The sequence below is a fragment of the Streptomyces sp. bgisy130 genome (genome assembly GCF_057708345.1).
The window spans coordinates 317,601-342,550 of the sequence record NZ_JBYISA010000001.1 but is presented as its reverse complement, the minus strand read 5'-3'; the positions used below and the strand labels follow the sequence as shown (position 1 = coordinate 342,550).

23 protein-coding genes are annotated in these 24,950 nt (G+C 71.7%); 13 read left to right on the top strand and 10 right to left on the bottom strand.

The window, feature by feature from the left end; all coding sequences use genetic code 11:
- The first annotated feature begins 199 nt into the window (after positions 1-199).
- The 4 genes from AC3EUV_RS01650 to AC3EUV_RS01635 all read left to right on the top strand — a co-directional run bounded on the left by AC3EUV_RS01650 (position 200) and on the right by AC3EUV_RS01635 (position 5,119).
- Positions 200-1,063, top strand: coding sequence for a LysR family transcriptional regulator (locus AC3EUV_RS01650; RefSeq protein ID WP_435601941.1), 864 nt, complete (start codon positions 200-202; stop codon positions 1,061-1,063).
- 254 nt (positions 1,064-1,317) lie between these two features.
- Complete coding sequence (locus tag AC3EUV_RS01645; protein WP_432140537.1) at positions 1,318-3,144, top strand: AMP-dependent synthetase/ligase; 1,827 nt, start codon at positions 1,318-1,320, stop codon at positions 3,142-3,144.
- Positions 3,145-3,292: 148 nt separating this feature from the next.
- Positions 3,293-4,126, top strand: coding sequence for an aldo/keto reductase (locus tag AC3EUV_RS01640; RefSeq protein WP_432140536.1), 834 nt, complete (start codon positions 3,293-3,295; stop codon positions 4,124-4,126).
- Between the two features lie 201 nt (positions 4,127-4,327).
- Positions 4,328-5,119, top strand: coding sequence for a VOC family protein (locus AC3EUV_RS01635; RefSeq protein WP_432140535.1), 792 nt, complete (start codon positions 4,328-4,330; stop codon positions 5,117-5,119).
- Between the two features lie 107 nt (positions 5,120-5,226).
- Here the strand turns inward: AC3EUV_RS01635 and AC3EUV_RS01630 are convergent, their stop codons facing one another.
- Entirely contained in the window at positions 5,227-6,114 is an 888-nt protein-coding gene (locus tag AC3EUV_RS01630) for a class I SAM-dependent methyltransferase (RefSeq protein WP_432140534.1), read from the bottom strand.
- Positions 6,115-6,228: 114 nt separating this feature from the next.
- Here AC3EUV_RS01630 and AC3EUV_RS01625 point away from each other — a divergent pair, with 114 nt between their 5' ends.
- The 3 genes from AC3EUV_RS01625 to AC3EUV_RS01615 all read left to right on the top strand — a co-directional run bounded on the left by AC3EUV_RS01625 (position 6,229) and on the right by AC3EUV_RS01615 (position 9,828).
- The gene (locus tag AC3EUV_RS01625; protein ID WP_435601940.1) at positions 6,229-7,302 is read left to right on the top strand and encodes a DUF1266 domain-containing protein; all 1,074 of its coding nucleotides are present in this window, start codon (positions 6,229-6,231) and stop codon (positions 7,300-7,302) included.
- Between the two features lie 115 nt (positions 7,303-7,417).
- Positions 7,418-8,797, top strand: coding sequence for a cryptochrome/photolyase family protein (locus AC3EUV_RS01620; protein WP_435601939.1), 1,380 nt, complete (start codon positions 7,418-7,420; stop codon positions 8,795-8,797).
- An 86-nt stretch (positions 8,798-8,883) separates the two neighbouring features.
- Entirely contained in the window at positions 8,884-9,828 is a 945-nt protein-coding gene (locus tag AC3EUV_RS01615; protein ID WP_432140531.1) for a YihY/virulence factor BrkB family protein, read from the top strand.
- Between the two features lie 42 nt (positions 9,829-9,870).
- Here the strand turns inward: AC3EUV_RS01615 and AC3EUV_RS01610 are convergent, their stop codons facing one another.
- Positions 9,871-10,182, bottom strand: a complete 312-nt coding sequence (locus tag AC3EUV_RS01610) for a 4a-hydroxytetrahydrobiopterin dehydratase (RefSeq protein ID WP_432140530.1) — start codon at positions 10,180-10,182, stop codon at positions 9,871-9,873.
- A gap of 297 nt (positions 10,183-10,479) precedes the next feature.
- Between AC3EUV_RS01610 and AC3EUV_RS01605 the strand changes: the two genes are divergently transcribed.
- Positions 10,480-11,310, top strand: coding sequence for a helix-turn-helix domain-containing protein (locus tag AC3EUV_RS01605; protein ID WP_435601938.1), 831 nt, complete (start codon positions 10,480-10,482; stop codon positions 11,308-11,310).
- A gap of 32 nt (positions 11,311-11,342) precedes the next feature.
- Here AC3EUV_RS01605 and AC3EUV_RS01600 read toward each other — a convergent pair whose 3' ends face one another.
- Together AC3EUV_RS01600 and AC3EUV_RS01595 are read right to left on the bottom strand one after the other, a co-directional pair.
- On the bottom strand, positions 11,343-11,723 hold the full coding sequence (locus AC3EUV_RS01600) for a nuclear transport factor 2 family protein (protein WP_435602049.1): 381 nt from the start codon (positions 11,721-11,723) through the stop codon (positions 11,343-11,345).
- A gap of 514 nt (positions 11,724-12,237) precedes the next feature.
- Positions 12,238-12,603: a DUF6415 family natural product biosynthesis protein gene (locus tag AC3EUV_RS01595; protein ID WP_432140528.1), complete on the bottom strand. Its 366-nt coding sequence runs from the start codon at positions 12,601-12,603 to the stop codon at positions 12,238-12,240.
- Positions 12,604-12,844: 241 nt separating this feature from the next.
- Between AC3EUV_RS01595 and AC3EUV_RS01590 the strand changes: the two genes are divergently transcribed.
- Entirely contained in the window at positions 12,845-14,077 is a 1,233-nt protein-coding gene (locus tag AC3EUV_RS01590) for an NsdA family TPR-like regulatory protein (protein WP_435601937.1), read from the top strand.
- On the opposite strand, the gene AC3EUV_RS01585 is transcribed toward AC3EUV_RS01590, so the two are convergent.
- The 3 genes from AC3EUV_RS01585 to AC3EUV_RS01575 all read right to left on the bottom strand — a co-directional run bounded on the left by AC3EUV_RS01585 (position 14,058) and on the right by AC3EUV_RS01575 (position 16,185).
- Positions 14,058-14,720 (bottom strand): HAD family hydrolase, encoded by a 663-nt coding sequence (locus AC3EUV_RS01585; protein WP_435601936.1) that lies wholly within the window; start codon positions 14,718-14,720, stop codon positions 14,058-14,060. The two genes, AC3EUV_RS01590 and AC3EUV_RS01585, sit on opposite strands and share 20 nt — an antisense overlap.
- Positions 14,721-15,015: 295 nt before the next feature.
- Positions 15,016-15,552, bottom strand: a complete 537-nt coding sequence (locus tag AC3EUV_RS01580; RefSeq protein ID WP_435601935.1) for a lamin tail domain-containing protein — start codon at positions 15,550-15,552, stop codon at positions 15,016-15,018.
- A 123-nt stretch (positions 15,553-15,675) separates the two neighbouring features.
- Positions 15,676-16,185, bottom strand: coding sequence for a hypothetical protein (locus AC3EUV_RS01575; RefSeq protein ID WP_435601934.1), 510 nt, complete (start codon positions 16,183-16,185; stop codon positions 15,676-15,678).
- Between the two features lie 343 nt (positions 16,186-16,528).
- Between AC3EUV_RS01575 and AC3EUV_RS01570 the strand changes: the two genes are divergently transcribed.
- A complete protein-coding gene (locus AC3EUV_RS01570) occupies positions 16,529-16,993 on the top strand; it encodes an SseB family protein (protein WP_432140523.1) in 465 nt (154 codons plus the stop codon).
- Positions 16,994-17,333: 340 nt separating this feature from the next.
- Complete coding sequence (locus AC3EUV_RS01565) at positions 17,334-18,383, top strand: fatty acid desaturase family protein (RefSeq protein ID WP_435601933.1); 1,050 nt, start codon at positions 17,334-17,336, stop codon at positions 18,381-18,383.
- Here the strand turns inward: AC3EUV_RS01565 and AC3EUV_RS01560 are convergent.
- Together AC3EUV_RS01560 and AC3EUV_RS01555 are read right to left on the bottom strand one after the other, a co-directional pair.
- Entirely contained in the window at positions 18,313-19,728 is a 1,416-nt protein-coding gene (locus AC3EUV_RS01560; RefSeq protein WP_435601932.1) for an amino acid permease, read from the bottom strand. The two genes, AC3EUV_RS01565 and AC3EUV_RS01560, sit on opposite strands and share 71 nt — an antisense overlap.
- Before the next feature lie 85 nt (positions 19,729-19,813).
- Positions 19,814-21,937, bottom strand: a complete 2,124-nt coding sequence (locus AC3EUV_RS01555; protein ID WP_435602048.1) for a phage holin family protein — start codon at positions 21,935-21,937, stop codon at positions 19,814-19,816.
- A gap of 247 nt (positions 21,938-22,184) precedes the next feature.
- Here AC3EUV_RS01555 and AC3EUV_RS01550 point away from each other — a divergent pair, with 247 nt between their 5' ends.
- Positions 22,185-22,964, top strand: a complete 780-nt coding sequence (locus AC3EUV_RS01550) for an MBL fold metallo-hydrolase (protein WP_435601931.1) — start codon at positions 22,185-22,187, stop codon at positions 22,962-22,964.
- Entirely contained in the window at positions 22,964-23,599 is a 636-nt protein-coding gene (locus AC3EUV_RS01545) for a DedA family protein (RefSeq protein WP_435601930.1), read from the top strand. The genes AC3EUV_RS01550 and AC3EUV_RS01545 overlap by 1 nt, the downstream gene beginning before the upstream one ends.
- A 55-nt stretch (positions 23,600-23,654) precedes the next feature.
- Here AC3EUV_RS01545 and AC3EUV_RS01540 read toward each other — a convergent pair whose 3' ends face one another.
- Positions 23,655-24,887, bottom strand: a complete 1,233-nt coding sequence (locus AC3EUV_RS01540) for an MBL fold metallo-hydrolase (RefSeq protein ID WP_432140518.1) — start codon at positions 24,885-24,887, stop codon at positions 23,655-23,657.
- Between the last annotated feature and the right edge of the window lie 63 nt (positions 24,888-24,950).

Here is a 24,950-nt window from a genome sequence, read left to right as displayed (position 1 = left end):
GTCTCTCTTCGGTCGTTCGGGGGCTCGGGGCCTGGGGCGTGCGGCAGGCACAGACGGCACGGTGGCCGGTGCGGGCCCCTCCAGGGTGCCGTGACCTGCGGCCATCGGGAACCCTGTTTACTGTGGTCACTGTGATGCTGTTTCGCGATAAGCGCCGTTAGGGGCCGCAGGCCCTGGGACCGGCCCGGGACGGAGAGCCGTGTTCGAACCCGCGCAGTTGCGCACCTTTCTCGCCGTGGCGCAGACGCTGAGCTTCACCCAGGCCGCGCACCGGCTCGGGCTGCGGCAGTCGACGGTGAGCCAGCACGTACGGAAGCTGGAGGAGGCCGCCGGGCGCCGGCTGTTCGTCCGCGACACCCACGGTGTGCAGCTGACCGAGGACGGCGAGGCGATGCTCGGCTTCGCCCGCACGATCCTGGAGGCGAACGAGCGCGCCGCGAGCTTCTTCGCGGGCACCCGGCTGCGCGGCAGGCTCCGCTTCGGGGCCTCCGAGGACTTCGTGCTGACCCGGATGCCGGAGGTCCTCGAAGAGTTCCGGCGGGAGCACCCCGAGGTCGATCTGGAGCTGACCGTCGAGCTGTCGGGGACCCTGCACGAGCTGCTGGCGGCCGGCCGGCTGGATCTGGTGCTGGCCAAGCGGCGTCCGGCGGACTCGCACGGACAGCTGGTCTGGCGCGACCGGCTGGTGTGGGTGGGGGCCGAGCGGCTGCGGCTCGATCCGCAGCGTCCGGTGCCGCTGGTCGTCTACCCGCCGCCCGCGCTGACCCGCGCCCGTGCGCTGGAGGCGCTGGAGCGGGCGGGCCGGGAGTGGCGCATCGCGTGCACCAGCGGAAGTCTCAACGGACTGATTGCCGCAACCAGGGCAGGACTGGGCGTAATGGCACATACGAGAGGCATGATCCCGCCAGGCTTGGTCAAGATTCAGCCACGTGCCGGACTTCCGGAACTGGGCGGCGTGGATTTCGTTCTTGTGTACGGACAGCGCGACCGCGCGGCGCGGGGCCCGGCGGAGGCACTGGCCGAGGCGATCCTCGCGGGCGGCGACCGCCTCCAGCTCCCCTGATCCGCGGCGGCGTTCCGGACAGGCCGGCCAATCCGCTGTCACGTGCAGAGATTTGGTGCAGATATGGTCCCGGCGCCGTGATCGTCCGGCGTTGAACCAGCTGATCCCTGTCCCTGCTTCTCCGGAGTAACCCGATTTCTCCAGTTGGTCATTTCCTGTGCCGCCGCGTTCGCGACGTGGTACGGCTCTGCCGGATGCCGTCACGGTGGGGTACGGTCGCGGCCTTGTGAGCAACACCACGAGGAGCTGGGTCATTGCGCGAGTTCACCGTCCCGCCTTTGGCGACCGCGCCCCGGGTCGGCGGGCTGGCGGATGCTGTCTACGAGCACGCCGAATCCGATCCCGATCGCGTCGCCCTGGCGCGTAAGGACGACGCGGGGAACTGGCAGAACGTCACCTCCGGACAGTTCCGGGACGAGGTTCTCGCCGTGGCCAAGGGCCTGCTGGCCCAGGGCGTCCGGTTCGGCGACCGGGTCGGCATCATGTCGCGTACGCGCTACGAGTGGACCCTGTTCGACTTCGCGCTGTGGTCCATCGGCGTCCAGTCCGTACCGCTGTATCCGACCTCGTCGGCGGAGCAGGTCTTCTGGATGCTGCACAACGCGGGCGTCTCGGCGTGTCTGGTGGAGCACGAGGACCATGCGATGACCGTCGGCTCGGTCATCGACCGGCTTCCGCAGCTGCGCAAGCTGTGGCAGCTGGACGCCGACCCGGTGGCCGAACTGACCGCGGCCGGTGCGCACATCGAGGACGATGTCGTCCACCGCCACCGGATGGCCGTCACCCCGGACGCCACGGCGACGATCATCTACACCTCCGGCACCACCGGCCGCCCCAAGGGCTGTCTGATCACCCACGCCAACTTCATGGCCGAGTCCGACAACATCGTGCTGCGCTACGAGGCGGTCTTCCACTCCAAGCCGGGCGACGAGGCGGCCACTCTGCTGTTCCTTCCGCTGGCCCATGTCTTCGGGCGGATGGTCCAGGTCGCCGCGATCCGTGGCCGGGTCAAGCTGGGCCACCAGCCCGAGCTGGCGGCCCGTGCGCTGCTGCCCGACCTCCAGACCTTGCAGCCCACCTTCATCCTGGCGGTGCCGTACATCTTCGAGAAGGTATTCGCCGCGGCCCGGCGCCGGGCGGAGGCGGACGGCAAGGTGGGGCCGTTCGACAAGGCCGTGGAGATCGCGGTCCGTTATGCCGAGGCGCAGGAGCACAAGGCCTTCGGGACCGGCTCCGGCCCCAGTGCCTCCCTGCGGATGCAGCATCAGTTCTTCGACAAGGTCGTCTACAGCAAGGTCCGGGCGGCGATGGGCGGCCGGGTGCGGCATGCGATGTCGGGCGGCTCGGCCATGGAGCGCCGGCTCGGGCTGTTCTTCGCCGGCGCCGGAGTGCGGATCTTCGAGGGCTACGGCCTGACGGAGAGCACCGCGGCCGCCACCGCCAACCCGCCCGAGCGGACCCGCTTCGGCACCGTCGGCACCCCCGTCCCGGGCACCACCGTGCACATCGCGGAGGACGGCGAGATCTGGCTGTACGGCGGGCAGATCTTCCACGGCTACCACAACGACCCCAAGGCCACCGATGCCGTGCTGAACGACGGCTGGTTCTCCACCGGTGACCTGGGCGCGCTGGACGAGGACGGCTATCTGACGATCACCGGCCGCAAGAAGGAGGTCCTGGTGACCTCCGGCGGCAAGACGGTCTCGCCGGTGGGCCTGGAGGAGCGGGTGCGGGCGCATCCGCTGGTCGCCCAGTGCATCGTGGTCGGCAACGACCGGCCGTTCATCGCCGCGCTGGTGACCCTGGACCCGGAGGCGGTCACCCACTGGCTGGCCATGCGCGACAAGCCGGAGATGCCGCCCACCGACCTGGTGCGCGACCCGGACCTGGAGACCGAGATCCGGCGCGCCGTCGTCGCAGCCAACACCCTGGTCTCCCAGGCCGAGTCGATCCGTACGTTCCGGATACTGGCCAACCAGTTCAGCGAGGAACACGGGCTGCTGACCCCGTCGTTGAAACTCAAGCGCAAGGCGATCGAGACGGCCTACACGGTCGAGGTGGACGCGCTGTACCAGACGTGACCGGGGGCGGTCAACCGGCCCCGCCCACGGCGCGGACCCGGGAACGCTCCGCGTGGCGCGCATCCCGTCCCGCCGCGCGGGAATGCGCCCCGGCGGATGATCGTTGACATCCGAGAAGAAGAAAGCCGACGTAAGGATCGATTCCCCCGTGAGCAAGGTTCCGTCCATCACGCTCAACAACGGCGTCGCGATGCCGCAGCTCGGCTACGGCGTCTGGCAGGTCGAGGACGCGCAGGCGGCCACCGCCGTCGGCCAGGCCCTGGACGCCGGGTACCGCAGCATCGACACCGCGATGATCTACGGCAACGAAGAGGGCACCGGCAAGGCGCTCGCCGCCTCCGGCATCGCCCGTGACGAGCTCTTCGTCACGACCAAGCTCTGGAATGCCGACCAGGGCCACGACGCGGCGCTGCGCGCGTTCGACACCTCGCTGGCCAAACTCGGCCTGGAGTACGTGGACCTGTATCTCATCCACTGGCCGCTGCCGGCCCGGGACACGTACATCGAGACGTACCAGGCCCTGGAGAAGATCTACGCGGACGGCCGCGCCAAGGCCATCGGGGTATCCAACTTCTACCCCGAGTATCTGGAGCGGCTGCTGGGCGAGACCTCCGTCGTCCCGGCCGTCAACCAGATCGAGCTGCACCCGCAGTTCCCGCAGGCCGCCTCCCGCGCCTTCCACGCCCGGCACAACATCGTCACCGAGGCATGGTCGCCGATCGGCCAGGGCAAGGGCCTCCTGGAGCACCCGGCGCTCGTGGAGCTCGCCGCCAAGCACGGCAAGACCCCGGCCCAGATCGTGCTGCGCTGGCACATCCAGCTCGGCAATGTCGCCATCCCGAAGTCCGTCACCCCCTCGCGCATCGCCGAGAACATCGACATCTTCGACTTCGAGCTGGACGACGCGGACCTCACCGCGCTCGCCGGCCTGGACACCGGCACCCGCCTCGGCCCGGACCCGGCCACCTTCGACGTGAGCTGATCCGCCGCCCGTATCGGCGCCACCCGGCTGCTCCGGGCGGCGCCGCGTCGTACCCGAGTGGCGGGCTCGGCGGACGGCGGTGACTGTGGAGGGTGAGTGTGGGGTGGCTCCCGCGGCGTGCCGACCGGGGCCGCGCCCCCTCCGCGTTCTGCCCCTCCCGTATGCCGCAACGGCGGGAGGCGCCCCATCGAGGAGGCCCTGATGCCTGAAGTCACAGCTCCCTACCAGCCCGGGACGCCCTGCTGGATCGACCTCGCGGCCCCTGACCAGCAAGCGGCCATCGACTTCTACTCCCAGGTCTTCGGGTGGACCGGAGAGATCGGGCCCCCGGAGACCGGTGGCTATGCGGTCTGTGAGCTCAACGGCAAGCCGGTCGCCGGAATCATGGCCGCGGTCGAGATGGGCGGCCAGCCCGCACCGCCGACCGTGTGGACCACCTACCTGGCGGCCGCCGACGCGGACGCCACCGCCGAAGCGGTGCGGGGAGCCGAGGGCACGGTCCTGATGCCCGTCATGGACGTGATGACGCTCGGCCGGATGTGTATCGCGGCCGACCCCACGGGTGCGGTGTTCGGCGTCTGGCAGCCCGGGGACTTCCCCGGCGCCGGCATCGTCAACGAGCACGGCGCGCTGATCTGGAACGAACTCAACACCACCGACCCGTCGGCCGCCGCCGCGTTCTACAAGTCGGCCCTCGGCATCGAGAGCTCCCCCATGGAGGGCGCCGACAACTACTACGCCCTCCAGGTGAACGACCGTCCGGTGGGCGGGATGCAGCCGATGTCGGAGCAGATGCCGGCCGACACCCCCTCGCACTGGCTGGCGTACTTCTCGGTGGCGGACGCCGATGAGACGGTCGAGAAGGTGACCGCGGCCGGCGGCGCGGCGCTACAGCGGCCCTTCGACATGATCGCCGGCCGGATGGCCGTGGTGAGCGACCCGCAGGGCGCGACCTTCGCCGTCATCCATCCCAAGCCGATGGGTCAGGACTGATCCGAGCCGGGACGGCCGCCCGGGAGCGCAGGGAGGCATAGCGCGCGGCGGTCGCCGGGTGGTGGGCCAGGGCCTGTTCGCCCTGGCCCGCCACCGGACAGGCCCTGCTACGCCCGCGCCGTGTGGACGGTCTGCGCCGACAGGAAGAAGGCGTCGGGGCGGCGGGTGAACCCGGCGGCGTCCTCGGGGTCGGTGAGGCGGGCCAGGGCGGTGCGGTCGTCCTCGTCGAGGCGGTCGCCGTACATCTCGCGCGCACGGGTCAGGGTGGTCACGACGTGGGCGCGGGCGGCGGCGGACAGCGGGGCCGGCAGATCCAGCAGGAAGCTGCGGGTACCCGGTGCGCGCAGACCGGCGTCGGCGAGGAAGGCGGGCCAGTCCTCGATCTCGTCGACGGCATCCGGCAGCGCCGCACGCATCTCGCTGAACCACTCCTCACCGGCCGCGTCGAGCCGGGACTGGAGCCCCGGGCGGCCGATGCCGAGGTCGCGCGGCAGAAAGCGCGGGGTGAGGCCGCCCTCGGCGAGGGCGAGCAGTCCGCCGGGCCGCAGATGACCGGCCAGGGCGGCGACCGCGGCACGCTGGTCACCGACGTGGTGCAGGGCCTTGCTCGACCAGATGAGATCGGCACCGCCGAGGGCGTCCAGCCCGTCCGGGACCTCGGCGAGTTGCGTGTGGACCCGGTCGGCGAGGCCCAGGCGCGCGGCCCGGTCGCGGGCCCGCTCCAGGAGCGCCTCGGTGGCATCCACCGCCACCACCTCGGCGTCGGGGAAGGCCCGGGCCAGCAGACAGCTGACGACGCCGGGCCCGCTGCCGATGTCGAGCACCCTGCGTACGCCGCCGGGGGTGGCCTCGCGCAGCCAGGACGCGGCCTGTTCGTAGAGCGGCGTGTACAGCTCGGCGCCCCGTTCGAGGTCCGGGCCGAGCACCTCCCAGTCGGGGTGGACGCGGTCGTGCGGGTGGTGGTGCCCGGGTCCGGGACGGTCGTGGTCGCTCATGCCTCGAGCCTCCGTGACGGGTGGTGCGCGTGCAATCCTGCGGGCCGGCGGCCCCACGTTCCCCCGGGGGAACGGGTGATCGTAGGGTCTTGGCCTGTGGCTACTCCGGGATGGATGCCGCCGACGGATACCGAGCGGCGGCTGTGCGATGCAACGGCGCGTGGGGACTGGGACGGTCAGGTCGCGGCGATCGCCGGTGAGGATCTGTATCTGGCGGTACCGCAGCAGGGTCAGGACCCGCTGCCCGTCTACGACGATCCGGCGGCGGGTGCAAAATGCATTCCCGTCCTGACCCGCGGCATGCTGCCGCCGTGGCAGCCGCAGCAGTTCTTCGACCGGGTCTCGGTGGAGGAACTGGCGCAGGACTGGCCGAACGACAAGTGGCGGCTCGCGGTGAACCCCGGGACGCCGTGTGCCGCGTATCTGGCCGCGTCGCCGGGCCACCGCGCCGGCTGGCTGCGGGTCCGCGCCCAGGTCGGGGTGCGGCCCGGCGGACTGCTCGTCACGCACTATGGCGGTCCGCTGCACGGCCCGGTCGCGCAGGGGCTGGCGTGCGGTGCGCCGATCGCGGTGCACCACAGCGTGCCGTGGAACGAACTCGGTACGGCCTTCCTCGACCACGCCGCGGACGCCGAGACCCTGCGCGACCAGTGGTCGGTGACCGACCCCGCCACCTGGCAGCAGCGGCTGGACCAGCTGCTCGGCGGGCAGTTCGTACCGGCGGAGACCGAGACGGCGCTGCGGGCCCGGGATGCCGGGGCCCCGGAGGGCGCGGCTGGTGAGAAGCCGGAGACGGTAGGCGCCCGGGACGCCGCGCAAGCGCCTGCCGTCCCCGAGCTCGTGACCCGCTACGAGGAACGGTTGCGCGCGGAAGGGCTGCTGCCGGCCGACGGCCGGGTGGTGTCCCTGGTGGCGCTGGACCTGGCGCATGCCGTCGGTCTCGTCCGCTGGGGCCTGGGCGCCCGGCTGTGCGCACCGCACCAGGCCGAGCAGGCCGTGCAGCAGGTCGCCGCGCGGGCCCGGGAGGTGTACGGCTCGTGGGAGGAGTTCGCCGCGGGCTATGCCCTGGGCCGGATGCTGGCGTTCGACAACGGCTGGTTCGGGCCGCAGTACGCGGAGGCGGTGCATCTGCACCGGGTGCTCACCCAGGACCCGTCCTCGCCGTGGCGCGGGCTGCCCTTCGCCTGACGGGCGGGGCGCCCGGCGGACGGGCGGGCGCCCGGCGGACGGGCGGGCGCCCGGCGGACGGGCGGGCGCCCCCGACCGGCGCCCCGGGCGGCGCCGTTCGGTGTAGACGTAGGGCATGGATGTAGCGATCTGCCTGTTCAGCTCCGATCTGCGGCTGCACGATCAGCCGGTGCTGCATGCCGCGCTGCGGGCCGCGCACCGGGTGGTACCGCTGTTCGTCGTCGACACGGGCATCGCCGACGCCGGGTTCGTGGTGCCCAACCGGGCGGCGTTTCTGGCCGATGCTCTGGCGGATCTCGATGCGGGGCTGCGCGAACGGGGCGGTCGGCTGGTCATCCGTACGGGGGATGTGGTCACCGAGACCTGCCGGGTGGCGGCGGAGACCGGGGCCGGGGAGGTGCACCTCGCGGCCGGGGTGAGCGGCTATGCGCTGCGCAGGGAGCGGCGGTTGCGGGCGGAGCTGGCGTCGGCGGGTCGTGCCCTGGTGGTCCATGACGCGGTGATCACGGCGCTGCCGCCCGGCGCGGTGCTGCCCTCCGGTCCGGGCAAGGACCACTTCGTGGTCTTCACCCCGTACTTCCGGCGCTGGCAGGCGGCGGGGCGGCGGTCGGTGCTGCCCGCGCCCCGCTCGGTACGGGTCCCCGCCGAGGCGCGGTCCGAGGACCTGCCGTCCGCGCGGGTGCTGTGCCCGGACGGCACGCCGTCGCCCGCGCTGCCGGAGGGTGGCGAACGGGCGGGGCGTCGCCGGTTCGGGGCCTGGCAGCGGTCGGGCATGGCCGACTACCAGGACCGGCAGGACGATCTGCCGGGCGACGCCACCTCGCGGCTGTCGCCGTATCTGCACTTCGGGTGCCTCTCACCGGTGGAGCTGGTGCACAAGGCGTCGGCCCGCCGGGACGCCGGTGCCCAGGCGTTCGTACGGCAGCTGGCCTGGCGGGACTTCCACCATCAGGTGCTGGCGGCCCGTCCCGACGCGGCGCGCGCCGACTACCGCCCGCGGGGCGACCGCTGGCGCTTCGACCGCGCCGAGGTGACGGCCTGGAAGGAGGGCCGTACCGGCTATCCGGTGGTCGATGCGGGGATGCGGCAGCTGCTGCACGAGGGGTGGCTGCACAACCGGGCCCGGATGCTGGTGGCGAGCTTTCTGACGAAGACGCTGTATGTGGACTGGCGGGTGGGCGCGCGGCACTTCCTGGATCTGCTGGTGGACGGCGATCTGGCGAACAACCAGCTCAACTGGCAGTGGGTGGCCGGCACCGGCACCGATACCCGCCCGAACCGGGTGCTGAATCCCCTCGTCCAGGCCCGGCGGTTCGATCCCCGGGGCGACTACGTACGGCGCTGGGTGCCGGAGCTCGCGGGGCTCGCGGGCGCGGCGGTGCACCGGCCCTGGAAGCTGTCCGGGCCCGAGCGGGCGGCGTACGACTACCCGGATCCGGTGCTGGACCTGGCGGACGGGCTGGTGCGGTTCCAGCGGGCACGCGGGCTGGACTGAGCGGGGCACCGGCCGGCCGGGTGGCGTAAGCGGCGTCCGGGACGGGAGATGATGCAGGGCGGACCGACGGAGAGGACGGATACGACATGGGCGGGAGCGGTATGCGCCGCGGGCTGGACCCGACACAGCTGGACCGGGCACTCGGGGCGGTGGGGCCGAGGAAGCCGGCCACGCTGCCGACCTGGGCCCAGATCCGCACCGCGCTGCGCCGTACGCCACTGTCCGTGTGGCACGACGATGTGACGGACTGGGCCGCCAGCCTCACGTACTACTCGGTGCTGGCGCTGCTGCCGTCGCTGATCGTCACGGTGTCGCTGATCGGTCTCGCCGATCCGCCGGCCACCGAACAGCTCATCAACCAGATCAGTTCGATCGCCCCGGCCGAGTCGGGCCCGACCGTCCACCGGGCGCTGGTCGGGATGGCGCACCAGCAGACCGCGGCATGGGTGGTGCTGAGCGGCGCCCTGATCAGTGCGCTGTGGTCGTCGTGCAGCTATCTGGCGGTGTTCCGCCGCGCGCTGCACGCCATGCACCGCACGAAGGACGACCGGCCGCCGTGGCGCAAGGCGCCGCGCATCCTGTTCACGGCGCTGCTGCTGATGGCGCTGCTGATCAGCAGTGCGGTGGCGCTGCTGGTGAGCGGCCCGATCGCGACCGCGCTGGGCCGGGCCGTGGGGCTCGGCGAGGCGGGCGAGGCGACCTGGAACCTGCTGAAGTGGCCGCTGCTGCTGCTCCTGGCCACGGTGCTGGCGATGGTGCTGTTCCGCTCCGGGCCGCCCAGTTCCCGCGGGGTGCGCCGGGCGGCCCCCGGCGGTGTGGTCGCCGTGCTCCTCTGGCTGATCTCCTCCGCCGCCTTCGCCCTCTACGCCTCGTACGTCGGCACCTTCAACCGGCTCTACGGCTCGCTCGCCGGGCCGGTGGTGTTCCTGATCTGGCTGTGGTTCTCCCATCTGTCGCTGCTGTCCGGCGCCCAGTTCAATGTGGAGCTGGCCCGCGCGGGGCGGGTGGTACGGCCCCGCAGCGGCAGCTGAGCGGCCGCGGGGTCAGTGGCTGCCGGGTCAGTGGCTGCGGGGTCAGCGCACTCCGTGGCCCGGCGCGATGTCCTCGATACGGCGGGCGAGACCGAAGTCCAGATGGGTGACCCGGCCGCCGATGCTGTGGGTGTTCACCGCGACGCCGACCCGGTTGTAGCCCAGGGTGAGATCGGCATGGTGCCCCAACTCCTCCTGGATCTGCGCGATATGGACGACCATGGCGACAGCCGGGACATGCCCGTGGAAGAGGTAGTGACGGCGCAGCGAGTCCCCCTCCACGGACCACCCGGGCAGCTCCGCGAGACGCTCCTCGATCTCCTTCGCACTGAGCGGTTCCACCTGCGCGTTCATCACGCTCACCTCTCGCCGTGTGGGCCGGCCGCCGAGGAGCCGGCTTCCGGTACGTCGCGGTCCGGGCAGCCCCCCGCTGCCGCGGCGGCCGCGCCGTTCCCAGCGTGTCACGCCGGGGGATCTTTCGCGCGGATGGGCGGCGCGGCAGCCGCCTCTCCCGTAGGGGTGGGGTCCGCCGCCCCTGGACCGCCCCCGGACCGCACCTGGCCCGTCCTTGGACCGTCCGTGGATCGCCCCCTTCCCCTAGTAGGGGTCGGCCGGCCCCCCGCCTCCCGCCCCTCGGCTACCGTCCCTCCCATGACAACTGCTGCGGCCTCGTCGCCGGAGACGAGCACGGGTGTGGGCGCGCTGTTGCGCGAATGGCGCGACCGGCGCCGGATCAGCCAGCTGGAACTGGCGCTGCGCGCCGACTCCTCGGCCCGCCACATCAGCTTCATCGAGACCGGCCGCTCCCGTCCCAGCCAGGAGATGGTGCTCCGGCTCGCCGAACATCTCGACGTCCCCGTACGGGAGCGCAACGCCCTGCTGATCGCGGCGGGCTACGCCCCGACCTTCCCGGAGACCCCGCTGGACGACCCGTCGATGACCGCCCTGCGCGCCGGTATGGAACGGCTGCTGACCGGCTACGAACCGTTTCCGGCGCTGGTCGTCGACGGGACCTACCAGGTCCAGGCAGCGAACCGCGGGATCACCATGCTGCTGGAGGGCGTTGCCCCGGCGCTGCTGGAGCCGCCGCTGAACGCCATGCGGATCACCATGCACCCCGAGGGCCTGGCCCCGCGTATCCGCAACTACCGGGAGTGGCGCGGCCACCTTCTCTCCCAGATGGAGCGGCAGTTGGCCCTGATGCGCTCCGCTCCCCTGCGTGCGCTCTACGACGAGGTGAGCACCTACCCCCTGCCACCGGGCGGCCACGCCTCGGCAGCCCTCGGGGAACACGTCCCCTTCGCCCTCCCCATGATGATCGAGCACGAAAACACCGTGCTGTCCTTCGTCTCCACCATCGCCACCTTCAACACCCCCATGGATGTGACGGTCTCCGAACTGGCGCTGGAAACCTTCCTGCCGGCCGATCCGGAGACGGCGGCCCATCTGCGAAAGGCGGGACTACCGAGGGCCGGACTATAGGGGGCGGGCGCCACCGGCGGGCTCACACGACCTCACACTGCCGGCACCCGGTCCAGGAACCCGAGGACGGACCGGATCCGCCCGTCCTCCCCCAGCCGCAGCACATCGAACCCGGCCACCGGCGCCGACCCGTCCGCCAGGCTGACCAGCTCCCACCCGAACCGCGCGATGTCGTGGTGCCCGTCCACCCCGCCCGACTGCCGGAACACATAACCGGGGAACTGCGCATGGGCCCCGGCGATCGCAGCCGCCAGCCCGTCATGCCCCGCGACATCCGCCAGCGGATCGGTGTACGTCACGTCCGCCCCGAACGCCGCCTCCACGGCCTTGCCCAGCGCCCCCTCCTCCCGCGCATTCCACGCCTCGAAGTACCGCGCGACGGCCGCCGCGTACCGGTCCCCCGCAACGGACACCTGCTGAACAGCCTGCTCCTGATGCTGCGTCATTTCGAACTCCCCACTCCTCACACGACGTTCCGCGGCCCGGCTGAACGGCATCGCGGCCTGACACCGGTTCACGGGCCGGAGTGCGCCGGCCCGTGAACCGATACCTTCACCTTGCCGGGCGGCGGGGTGGGGGGTCGATTACCCGGGAGGTAATGACGGAGGGGCCAGGCCTCCGTCGGACCGGCGGGCACACCGACGCCCTGCCGGAGCCCGCACAACATGCGTGCATGCCGCTCATCCGAGATCCCCCGCTGCGATCCGCTCGGCACGCGTCCGCTTCACCGTCAACTGGCGGGGGTCCTGCACCTGCCACTCCCGGTTTCCGGACGTCCGGAGGTAGTAGTCGCCTCTCCGGATGTCCGTCACGACGGCTCGACGCCCGGGGGCATACTCCACTTCATCGCCGACCTCCGGCTGAAGGGCGCTCACCAGCCGGCCTGTGAGGTCATGACCCCGCAGCGGTCAGGGCACCGTCCTTCGATCATCGCCAGTCCTCCTTGTAACCGTCCAGCAGCCATTGGCAGTCACGCGCCATCAGCTGCACCTCGATCAGAGCACCGAACGGAAGCGGGTTCAGTTCCTGCTCCGTCTGGCGCTCGATGCCGTCCAACCTCGTGATATGCCGATGCCACTTGGTGCCACCGGGCCACATCCGGTCAGCGGCCTTCCGGGCAGGCTCCCGAAGTAACGTGATATGGCCGCGCAGCTGCGCCTCAAGGTCGACGAGCATGCTCGCTTGCGGCTGACCGCGACTTACGCCCAATGCCCTCTCAATGGTCTCTTCGATGGTGACCACATCAATTGCGTCTCGGTCGCTGACCTGCCGCTCCACGCCGTCGGTCGTCATGGCTGCACCACCAACCGTGCGCAAGAATCCTGCGATGCAGACATAGTGCGGCTCCTTTCACACACAGTTTCTCGGGTCAACATGCATCAAGACTGGCCCTGTTAATGCCTCAACACGAGGGCTTCAAGAGGTCTTTTGCGAGCGTCAAATGGGACTTTGACGATGCCTCACGGGTGATGAGTAGCCAGCGTGAGGACTTCAGGGAGACACTGTCCGCAACCCCACCACGGAGGTGCACGTAATGCGGCCCGCAGGAAACGCGAAGCTCAAGTCCGCCCGTGTGGCGGCCGGTTACCACACCCAGCAGACCTTCGCCGAAGCACTGGGCGTAGGCGTACGACAAGTCCGACGCTGGGAATCCGACAATCCGCCATGGCCTCACCCAGACTTGCAACAGCGCCTCACGCAGCTGACTGGTCAGGATATGGAAGCCCTCGGCTTCACCGTTCCGCTCGGCCGCGACCACCCCGCCGCACACCGTCGTTACGCCCCCGTCGCCGCAAGAAGCGCCGGCAGCCACCTGGCCGCCGTGCCTTCACAGTCCGCTGCGCCGATGCAGCCCGCATCAGTGGCCGCCGATTACGCAAGCGTCACCCGCTCCCATCGACGCCTGTATTGGTCGGTGACGCCCGCCGCGCTCCACCCAGCCGTCATCGCCCATGCCGACCTCGGCTGCGCGCTGCTTCCCGGGACCGCCGGACAGACGCGCCGCACCATGGCTGCGGCCCTCGCTGAGACATGGCTACTCGCGGGGCGTATCGAATTCTTCGATCTTCGAGAGCCTGATGACGCCGGCGCCACCCTGCTCCGTGCCCTACAGGCCGCCGGAGAGGCGGATGATTCCCTGATCGGATCCGCGGTCCTCGCGCATACAGCCTTCATCCCCGGGTGGGCAGGAGAGCGGGAAACCGCTGGGGAGCGCATGGTCGCTGCCCGTACATACGCCCGCCGCGGCCGTGCCTCGGCCGAGTTCTGGGCGTGGCTCGATGCCGTCGAGGCCGAGTGCGAGACCCGGTGCGGGAACACTCGTACCGCACTGCACTTGATCAGGCATGCCGAGGACACACTCGCTGCGGGGTCCGAACACTCCACGCCCGCATGGGTGGACTGGTTCAACCCTGTACGTCTGGCCGCATTCAAGGGCCACACCCAATTGAAGGCCGGCCACCTACCGCAAGCCCGGGCAACGCTGCTCGGCGTCCTGGAGCAGATGCCGGCCTCGGAGGACAAGCAGCGCACCGTCATCTATGGCGACCTGGCCGCGGTCGAGACCGCTGCCGGTCAGCCAGAGGAAGCGTGCCGGTACGCCTGCCTTGCCCTCGACCAGCTGGAGATCACCTGGTACGCGACAGGCATGGACCGCATCCGGGAAGTGCGGCGAGCACTCGCGCCGCACCAACACGACCAGTGCGTGCGCGATCTCGACGACCGATTGTACGGATGGGCAACGACGGTCAGCGCTCTCGCCCGTTGAACTGGGCGATGACCTCCGGCAGCTCCACCAGCGACTCGATACGGAACGTAGGAAGCTCGCGCGCCTCCACGGTCTTCCACTGGACCGTGGCCCACGGGCCTCGGTGAACGAGCGCCGTGTGCATACCCGCGGCCACCGCTGGGCGAAGGTCGTTGTCCACGCGGTCCCCGACATACAGAATCTGATCGTTCCCGAAGGGCACAGCGTCGGCCACACGCTCGAAAAAGAGCAGGTCGGGCTTGCTGGCTCCCCAGTCGTCCGACGTACCGATCAAGTCGACATCGCTGGCGAACAAGTCGCGGAGGATCGCGCCCGCCCGTACGGTTTGGTTCCCCGCAATCCCAAGCCACAGGCCGTCGCCGCGCAACTGCGCCAGGGCGGGCCGTACATCGGAGTAGAGATCTGACTCGTCAAAGCGTTCCGGCCGGCCCGCAGCGGCGCGCGCGTCCCGCTGCTCGTACAGGTCAAACCCGGGCCGGAACTCCTGGAACACCTCGCGGTAGTCCCTCCCCTGCGCGATGACCGCGCCGAACATCGCCGCAAACGTATGCCGCGGCACCCCGAGCCAGTCAGCCCAGGTCCCGTACTCCCGCGTCTCGTCGACCAGACACTCGCCGACATCGAAGACCACTGCCCGAATCATGCGGACACCCTACTGAGCGGCTCGCGGGTCGGTACTGCCGCGCCCTCGCCCACCATCGCCACCTTCAACACCCGTGTGGACATGACCGATTCAGCACTCGCCGTGGAAACCCTCCTGTCGGCCGACCCGGAGAGGGCGGCATCACGAGAAGAGGAGGGTGGGGCTGTAGAGGGCGCGCGGGTGGGGCCGTACAGGGGTCGGAGGCCGGGTCCTGTACGACCCTTGCTGGGCGGTGCTGCGTGCACGGTAATGCACAACCACCTCTGCTCCGAGATGGCACCCGCGCGCATCTCACTCAGCGGTGATAGCGGATGTAGCCGTCGCCGTCGGAGTCCGACCCGCTCTTCGTGTAGGAGTGGACGTCCGAGCGACTGCCCGAGGGCTTGTACAGGTAGATGGTGTCGCGGTCGTTGTTCCACAGGAAGTTGCAGTTGTCGCGGTAGACCACGTTGTACCGGTCGGAATCGGTGCCGTGGCCGCCCCGGAGCTTCACATAGTCCCCGGGCTCAAGGTAGTGACTGGCGGTGAAGGTGAAGCGGTTTCCGGTGGCGTCCTTGACGACGTACCCCTTGAGGTTGATGGTCGCCGACGACGAGTAGTTCTTGATCGTCAGGTACTCCTGGTGGGTGTTGCCCGAGGAGCATCTGTTGGAGTCCCGACCGGGCGCGTCGTACTGGACGCCCCGGATCTTCAACGCCGAGTGATACTCCGCGGCTTGGGCCGGCGCGGCGGCAAGAAAGGACAGCGCACCGGCCAGGACGGCGGCAGCGGCGACAGCAGGACGCTTACGCAAGAGAGATCCCCTCCACAGTCTGATGAACTCGTGTTGCATGTGGAGGACTTGCGAAGGGGAGCGATGGTTGCACGTTGAACAATAGTGACCGAACGCGACCGGAAGGGATCGTTCAGGCCCCCACTCCGTTCCGGAGGGCAGGGACCCAGGCGACAGGAAGCGTCAGCCCTCAACGCCGGGAATCGGGTGCGCAGACCGGCGCCCAAGGGAGGACGTCAGCCCGATATATCCGGCCAGGCCCACTGCGCCGCGCGCCATGTAGTCGAGCCACAAGGAGGTGAATTCGGCGAGGTCGGCCACCCCCACCACTCCCCACAGGAAAACGAGCGTGAGCACTCCGGCCACCGCCATGGCGATCGCATAGCTGACAAGCGCTCCACCGCTCCCCCCGAGCCAACTACCCAGCAGTCCTGACGGGATCTGCACCGCCACATGGAAGGTGACACAGCCGAACAGAGCACCCAGCAGAATCATGACCGGCGGCACATCCGCCGTGGGATCGTCGGGCGGCGCCGCCCCGTAGGCATCCAGCACCCACCCCGGCGGCACAAGAAGAGTGAGCACCAACAGCGCGCCACTCAGATGCATCGCACCGAGGTGCACTGCGATTCGACGAAGCCACATCATCGAACGGCCCGTCGTTAAGGCCGGATGGTCGGACCCGGTACTCATGCAACCCCCATCTGAGCTTGGTCAGATCTCCCCATGCATCAGGGGTCAGTATGGGCGGGTCCTGTTTCGTGAGGTCATGCGGGATCCAGTGCGCGGCGCCCGCAGGCGGCAGCGGCGCTGTGCACGGCCGGACCGGCTGGCATCCGTGCAGGTCAGAGCACATGTCCCGCCGCCTCGCAGGTTGTGGACGTTGCATAGAGCGGGGGGCGGCATAGCCTGGGGGGTATTGCCATGCTTGCCCCGGTTCGTGTCGCTGGGCGGCAGCCGGCGGCGACTGCGGCAAACCCGGCTCCGCCCGTGCCGAGCGGGTGGTCGGTGAGCAACGCCGACGAGAGGACACGCCATGAGCACCCCGACACCCGACGAAAACGCGCCCCCGAGCGAGGCATCGTCCGCCGAGGGAGCGCGGTCCGCGACGGAGGCGGATACCCAGGCCGCCCTGGTCGAGCTCGCGAACAGCATGGCCCTGCTGCCGCAGGCACCGCCGGCCGAGGGCGAGGAGCCGCGACCGGAAGGCGCTGTCTCACTGCCGGTCATCGAGCAGGACGGCAATCGCTACATTCCCGTCTTCACCACCGAGGACGCGCTGGTGGCGGCCGGGGGCGATCCCGGCGCGGCGCTCAGCATCCCCGTCGTCGAGCTGGCCGCGAACTGGCCGGCGGACGATCTGTGGCTGGCGGTCAACCCGTCCACCGAGGAGGGTCTCGCCCTTCCTCCCGACCTGGTGCGGGCGCTGCCCGTCTTCAGCCAGGCCGGTGCGGAGGGTGGCGGCACGCTCGGGGAGCCCGGCGGGCCCTCGGGCGGATAGCGGCAGGCACCAGGCGGATAGCGGCACGCTCCGGGCGGTTAGCGGCGGCCCCGGAGCGGTCAGAGGGCTTGCTTCCCCGTGGGCGGGAGCGCGTGCGCTTCCCGCTTCCCGGCGAGTGGGCTGGTGCCGGCCGGGTGTCGAACGGCCAGGTGGTGGACGGGCAGGTGGCGAACGGCCAGGTGACAGGCGCGCCACGGCCCGCCCGGTAGCAGCCCCGCCGGAGGGCAGCCGCACCCCCTCAGGTGGCGCCAGCCCCCGGCCCGGTGCGGGGGTGGACCGTCCGTCGGGGCGGGGGTGGACCGGCTGTCGGGGCGGGGGCCGGGTCGGAAGACTCGGCGGTATGACGACGAGTGTGGAATTCTCCCGGCCGGCCGCCGGTCCGGCGACGGCCTCGGGAAGCGACTTCGCGCGGCTGTCGCGCCGCATCGTGGCGGCGGGGCTGTTGCGGCGCCGGCCCGGCTACTACGCGGTGCGGCTCACGCTGGTGACGCTGGCGTTCGCCGGTGGGTGGGTGGCGTTCTTCGCGCTGGGTGACAGCTGGTGGCAGCTGGCCGTGGCCGCGTTCCTGGCTGTGGTGTTCGCGCAGGTCGCGCTGGTCACCCATGATGTGGCGCACCGGCAGGTGTTCCGCGGGCGGCGGCCGAGTGAGCTCGGCGGGCTGCTCTTCGGCAACCTTGGGGTGGGGATGTCGTACGGCTGGTGGATGAGCAAGCACACCCGGCATCACGCCAACCCCAACCACGAGGAGCTCGACCCGGACGTCGCACCGGACATTCTGGTGTGGTCACGGGACCAGGCGCGGGCCGCCCAGGGGCTGCCTCGTTTCATCGGCCGCTATCAGGCGCAGCTGTTCTTCCCGCTGCTGACGCTGGAGGGGTTCAATCTGCGGGTGGCGAGCGTCCGGGCGCTGCGGTCGCCGACCATGAAGCACTGGGGCAGCGAGGCGGGGCTGCTGCTGGCGCATATCGTGCTGTATCTAGGCGCGCTGTTCCTGGTGCTGTCGCCCGGTAAGGCGCTCGCCTTTCTGCTCGTCCACCAGGCGCTGTTCGGGGTCTATCTGGGGTGCACCTTCGCGCCCAATCACAAGGGGATGCCGACGCTGACCGGCGGTGCCCGGCCGGACTTTCTGCGCCGGCAGGTGCTGACCTCGCGGAACATCCGGGGCGGGGCGCTGATCGACTTCCTGCTCGGCGGGCTCAATTACCAGATCGAGCATCATCTTTTCCCGAGCATGCCGACACCGCATCTGCGGCGTGCGCAGACGATCGTGCGGGCGTACTGCGCCGAGATCGGTGTCCCGTACCACGAGACGGGGCTGGTCAGGTCGTATGCGGAGGCGCTGCGGCACTTGCGGCAGGTGGGGGAACCGCTTCGTGGTCCGCGGGCATAGGCGGCGCCGCCGCGGCCTCCGCCGCCTCCTCCTGGCGCGCGGTACGGCGGGCCGCCATCCAGGCGTAGACGAGGATGCCGGCGAACAGGAAGAGCACGCCCTGGTAGATCGCCGCGTAGCCGGCGCCGGCGACGAGCCAGAAGGTGAAGCCGAAGGCCGTCAGGGCGAGGGTCAGATCGCGGGCGAAGCGGGCCGGGCGGACCTTGTCGCGGCGGCCGCTGAGCAGGAAGTAGACCTGGGCGCCGGCGGCGAGGAGGTAGGGCACGGTCGCCGAGAAGGTGGTGATCAGTACCAGGATCTCGAAGACGCCGCCGGAGCCGAGCAGGTAGTTGATCACTGTGAGGGCGCTGGCCAGCACCCCGGCGGCGACGACGCCAAAGGTCGGCACCCCGCGCCGCTTGGTCAGGAAGGGTGCGGGGAACAGCCCGTCCTTGGCGGCGGCGTAGGGGGACTGGGCGCTCATCAGGGTCCAGCCGTTGAGGGCGCCGATGATCGAGACGACGGCGGCAATCGCGACGACCGTGCCGCCCCAGTGCCCGCCGAACATCGCGTTCACCGCGTCGGAGAACGGCGCCTGGGAATTCACCAGCTTGTCGTGGGCGACGGTGCCGAAGACGGCGACGGTGCCCAGGAGGTAGACCACGGCGGAGCCGATGGTGCCGAGGACGGTGGCCCGGCCGACGTTCCGCTCCGGGTCGCGGACCTCGCCCGCGCTCATCGCAGCGGACTCCACACCGACGTAGGAGTAGAGCAGGATCGCGGCGGCCGCGGACATCCCGCCGAGCGCGCTGCCGCTGCCCTCGTGGAACGAGCCGAGGTTGGCCGGGTCGAAGAAGAACAGCCCGACGACGGCGATGAAGAGCAGCGGGATGAACTTGAGGACGGTGGAGACCATCTGGACCAGGCCGATGTAGCGGGTCCCGGCGAAGTTGGCGAGGGCCGGCAGCCAGAGCGCGCCGAGGGCGATCACGAGGTCGGTGGTGTCGGAGGGGCGGCCCGGCAGGAGCACATGGACGTAGCCGACGATGGCGACCGCGAGCGCGGCGTTGCTGACCCAGGTCATGGTCCAGTACGACCAGGCGGAGAGGAACCCGGCGAAGTCACCGAACGCCTCGCGCGCGTAGACGTAGGGTCCGCCGGTGTCCGGGTGGCGCTCGGCGAGCCGGCCGAAGACCAGGGCGAGAGCGACGGCACCGACGGTCAGTACGCCGAAGGCGACGAGGCTGACGGTGCCGAACGGGGCCACCGATGCCGGCAGCAGAAAAATGCCGCCACCGATGATGTTGCCCATCACTAGGCAGGTGGCGGTTCCCAGACCGAAGCGGCGCGTGTGCCGGTCGTTCATGGCGTGGTGGGCCTCTCGTCGTGCGCTGTGCACCCGGGGTTACCGAGCGGAGTTCATCGTCGGCGATCGGTGGCGTCCGCCAAAATCAACGGGATTTGTCCTGTGCGGCGGGGTCCTGGGGTGAAAAACCTTCGGGCGGACGCACCGCGTGCCGGAGTTCGTCCGCGGCGGGCCCGAGGGGCAGTTGAGGCCCCTCGGCCTCCCCCAGCCAGCGGCGCAGCACCCGGTGCACCTGTTCGGCGCCGGTCAGCGGCTCGCCGTCCGGGACCGGCGGGGTCAGCTCGACGGGCCAGAGCAGGAAGGGGTGGCTCTGGGCGCCGCCCAGCCCGCCGTGCGAGCCGATCTGCTCCTCGAAGGCGTGTACCGCGCCGGTCGCCGGGTCGCAGGCGGAGTTGACCATGAGGTCGGCGGCATGCGGGAAGCGGTCGGTACGGCGTACCGCGTCGGCCGCGCCCTCACCGAACGGTGCCAGCGGGTCGGCGCCGATGACGCGTCCGGTGGCGAGATGGTGCTCGGTACCGGCCGGGCCGAGCACCACGGGGCCGTGCGCCGCGGAGCGGACCAGCAGAAAGCCGATACCGGGGTGGTTGGCGAGGGTGGCGAGCAGGGCGGGGTGTCTGCGGTCCAGTTCCTCGCGGGTGATCCGGCCGGGTACGTCGGGGAACGACACCAGACCGAGGTTGCCGGAGGCCAGCACGAGGGGGTGGGAGGAGCCGGTCCCCGCCGTCCGTTCCGGGTGCTGCCCCGCCGCCTCCTCGGGCCGGTGCAGTGCGGCCCGCGCCGCCGCCCTGGCCTCGGCGCCGCTGGGCGTACGTCCCGCACGGCGCGGCACCGGCAGCCCGCACCCGGCGCGGACGAGATCGCCCAGGCTCAGCCCGTAACGCTCCAGGAACGTCGGGCCGTGGCTCTGGCCGTGGTCGGAGAGCACCACGATGCGGTACGGGCGCGGTGCGTGCCGGGCGGCCCTGGCGATCAGCGCGAGGGCCCGGTCGAGGCCGCGCAGGACCTGGAGCGCGTCCCGGTGGGCGGGGCCGGAGTGGTGGGCCACCTCGTCGTAGGCGACCAGGTCGGCGTAGATGGCGGTGCGGCCGGCGAGCAGGTCGCCGATGACGGCCGCGACCACCACATCGCGCTCGACGACCGTGGCGAAGGCCCGGATGACGGGGTAGAGGCCGCCGCGCTTGACGCGCGGCACCTCGCGGCGGAAGCGGCTGCGCAGCGACTGGACGATCTCGCGGACGACCTCGGCGACGAAGGAGACCGCGGTACGGGTCGCGTTGGCCGGGTCGGAGAAGTAGGCGAAGTAGCCGGCCCGGGAGCGGTTGTGCCTGCCGCGCCGGGCCGCCACCGACATCACCAGGGCGACCTGGTCGGCGCCGCCGCTGAAGAGGTTGCCGCGGCTGGCGCCGTCGTGGGCGAGCAGTCCGCCGTCGCCGGTGCGCGCGATGGCGCGGCGCTGGAGTTCGGCGGCGCTGCTGGGCCGGTTGCTGACGACGACGGTGCGGGTGTCCTTCTCGTACCAGCGGAAGGCCGGCAGATCCTCGTTGCTGCCGTGCAGGAGGGCGAGCTGGCTGGCGCCGGTCTGGCTGGACCAGTCGGTGCGCCAGGGGGTGAGGCGGTGGCTGTCGCCGGTCCAGCGGGCGACGGTCGGCATCAGCGGCCGCTCGCCCCGGACCGCCTGGCGCAGCAGGTCGTGGCCGACGCCGTCGAGCTGGAGGAAGACCGTGCCGGGGGTGGCCGGGGCGGCGGCGCGGCGGCCGCGGCGGCCGGCGAGCCGGACCAGTCGGCGGTGGTAGGCCTCGTCGTTGCGTACCGCGAGGAAGGCGGAGGTGGCCGAGGAGGCGGCGGACATCGCGGCCGCGACGATCACCGCGGTCTCCGGTGCGGCCTGGCCGCGCCCCTCGGGGAGCAGATCGAGGGCGAGCAGCAGCAGGGAGCCGTTGAGGAAGAAGACCAGCAGGCCGAGGACGAGCGCCGGCACCAGCAGCAGGGCTCGGACGAGAAGCGGCCACACCAGGGCGCTGAGCAGGCCGAACGCACCGGCGCCCAGGGCGGCGGTGACGGCGGTGCGGGTGAGGCTGTCACCGCCCGGCGACTGGAGCCGGAAGTCGGGCAGCAGCCCGGCGAGCACGAGCAGGGTGAGGCTGGACACCAGCCAGACCGCGAGCACCCGGAACAGGGCACCGCTGAGCGCTCTCCACCGCGGCATCCGCACGCCGTGCCACCTCACCCTCCGGCCCGCCCCGGCTCCGCGGGCCTGCCGCCAGCATGGCACCAGGTGCCGGGGGAAGGTCGGGGCCAGGGGTGCGCCCGGCCGGTCGCTCCCCCGTCGGCCGGATTCCGGGCCGGAGGGTGGAGGATCGAGGGGACTGCACACGGGAAGCAGGAGAACCGCACACGGGAAGCGAGACGGCCGCCCGCGGAACGGGCCGGCGCGTCGGGACGGGAGGTGCTCGGTGTCGGTGGAGGTCACCTGGTGGGGTCATGCCACTGTGACGGTCGAGGACTCCGGAGTGCGGGTGCTGACGGATCCGCTGTTCGTGCGGCGGCTGGCCCATCTGCGGCGCCGCCGGGGCGCGCTGCCGCCGGCCGAGGCCGCGCGGGCCGATGTCGTCCTGGTCTCGCATCTGCACGCCGACCATCTGCACCCCGCCTCGCTGGCCCGGCTCGCACCGGGGACCCGGCTGGTGGTGCCGCGCGGGGCGACGGCCGCGGTGCCGGGGCTGCGGCGGGTGGCGGCGGCCCGGGCGCTGCGGGTCACCGAGCTGCGGGCGGGCGAGGAGTGCGCGGCCGGTGCGGTGACGGTCCGTGCGGTGTCCGCCGCGCACGACGGGCGGCGGCTGCCCTGCGGACCGCGCCGGGTGCCGGCGCTCGGCTATGTCGTGCGGGGCGCGGCCCGGACGTACTTCGCGGGCGACACCGGGCTGTTCGAGGAGATGGCGGCGGAGGTCGGGCCGTGCGAGGTGGCGCTGCTGCCGGTGGGCGGCTGGGGGCCGTTCCTCGGGCACGGGCATCTCGACGCGCGGCGGGCGGCGCAGGCGGCGGCGCGGCTGGCACCGCGCTGCGCGGTCCCGGTGCACTACGGCACGTACTGGCCGATCGGGCTCGATGCCGTCCGGCCGCATGAATTCCACGCCCCGGGCCAGGAGTTCGAGCGGCAGCTGGCGCGGCTGGCGCCGGAGGTGACGGTGCACCGGCTCGGGCACGGCGAGTCGGTCCGGCCGAAGGTCGTGTGATGACACTCGTCGGTGAGCTGGTGCGGAGCGTGCCGCCGGAGTCGACACAGCAGGTGGTCGGCTATCCGTCGCTGTTCCTGCTGGTGGTGCTCGGGTCGCTGGTGCCCGTCGTGCCGACGGGGGCGCTGGTCAGCTCGGCGGCGGTGGTCGCCTTCCATCACACCGCGCCGTTCGCCCTGCTGATGGTGTTCGCGGTGGCGTCCTGCGCGGCGTTCCTCGGCGATGTGGGGCTGTATTCGCTCGGACGGCGCGGCAGCCACTCCCCGCAGGGTTCGCGCTGGCTGGCGCGGCTGCGTGCCCGCGCCGCGCCGGATCGGCTGGCCCGTGCGCAGCACCAGCTGCGGGAGCACGGGGTGCTGGTGCTGGTGCTGTCCCGTCTGGTGCCCGCCGGGCGGATCCCGGTCATGCTGGCGTGTCTGCTCGCGGCGATGCCGCTGCGGAGGTTCGTCCGTGGCGACCTTCCGGCCTGTCTGGCGTGGGCGGCGACGTATCAGCTCATCGGGCTGCTGAGCGGTTCGCTGTTCCGCAGTGCCTGGCAGGGCGTGGCCATGGCGATCGCGCTGACGTTGGTGCTCGGGGCGGCGCCGGCCGTCTGGCGGCGCCTCCGGCCGGCCCGCGGCGGGGACGGGTCGTAGGTCCCGCCGTCCACCGTCCCTTCCGCCGGCCGGCCGTTCCGCTCGGCGGCGGCGCTCAGCGTTCGGCCAGCACCCGGGACGCGCCGACGGGCAGGTCCCAGAGGTCCTCGCGGGGACGTCCGGTGGCGGCCCAGGCGGCGCGGACCCGGTGCAGCGGTTCCAGGGGCGGCTCGCCGGAGAGCAGAAAGGTCGACCAGTGCATCGGGGCCAGGGCACGGGCGCCCAGGTCCTGGCACGCCTTGACGGCCTCCTCCGGGTCGGTGTGCACCGGCCGCAGTATCCAGCGCGGGTCATAGGCGCCGATGGGCAGCAGTGCCAGGTCGATGCCGGGGTAGCGGCGGCCGATCTCCTCGAACCAGTGGCCGTGGCCGGTGTCCCCCGCGAAGTGGATCCGCCGCCCGTCGGGCGCGGTCAGCAGCCAGCCGCCCCACAGGGAGCGGCAGGTGTCGGTCAGCGTCCGCTTGCTCCAGTGGTGGGCGGGGACGAAGTCGAAGCGTACGGGGCCGCCGGGGCCGGGCAGTTCGACCGCTTCCCACCAGTCGAGGTCGGTGACCTGGGTGAAGCCGCGCCGGCGGGCCCAGGGCGCCAGTCCGGCTGGCAGCAGCAGCGGGGTGTGCCGCGGCAGCCGCTTGAGGGTCGGGGCGTCGAGGTGGTCGTAGTGGTTGTGGCTGATGACGACGGCGTCGACCGGCGGCAGGTCCTCCCAGCGGACGCCCACGGGGGTGACCCGGGCGGGCGTGCCCAGGATCTTGCGGGACCAGACCGGGTCGGTCAGTACGGTCAGCCCGCCGACGCGGATGATCCAGCTGGCGTGCCCGGCCCAGGTGAGGGCGAGGGTGGTGGGGCCGGCGGCCGGCATCGGGCCCGGTGCGAAGGGGAGTTGCTGGATCTCGGGGAGTGTCCCGGGCGGCGGGCGGAGTTTGCCCTCCCGGGCGATCCGGGCCAGGGCACGGACGCCGGGCAGCGGCGCGGTCAACCGGTCGGTGAAGTCGCGTGGCCAGGTACGGGGTTCGCCCAGCGGGCGGGGTGGGGCGAGCGGGGGCGGAGTGGCGTGCGGGAGGACGGGCGCGTCCGCGGTGGTCTGCGGGACCGGCCCCTCCACGGCGGTCTGACCGGTGGCCGGGCCCGCGGGCTGGGCCCCTCCTCCGGCCATTCCTCCGGCCGTTCTCCCGGAGGCTCCCCCGGCCCCTCCCCCGCCCGGTCCGCCGCCGTCGCCGGCTGCAGCGGGCGGGAGGCGCTCGGTGTCGGCGGGCTGCTCGGCGAGGGAGCGCTCGGTCTGTTCGGTCATCGAAGGGCTCCTTTCGGTGGACGGAACCGGGGCGGAGTGGGGGCGGGGTGGCGGCGCGGCGGG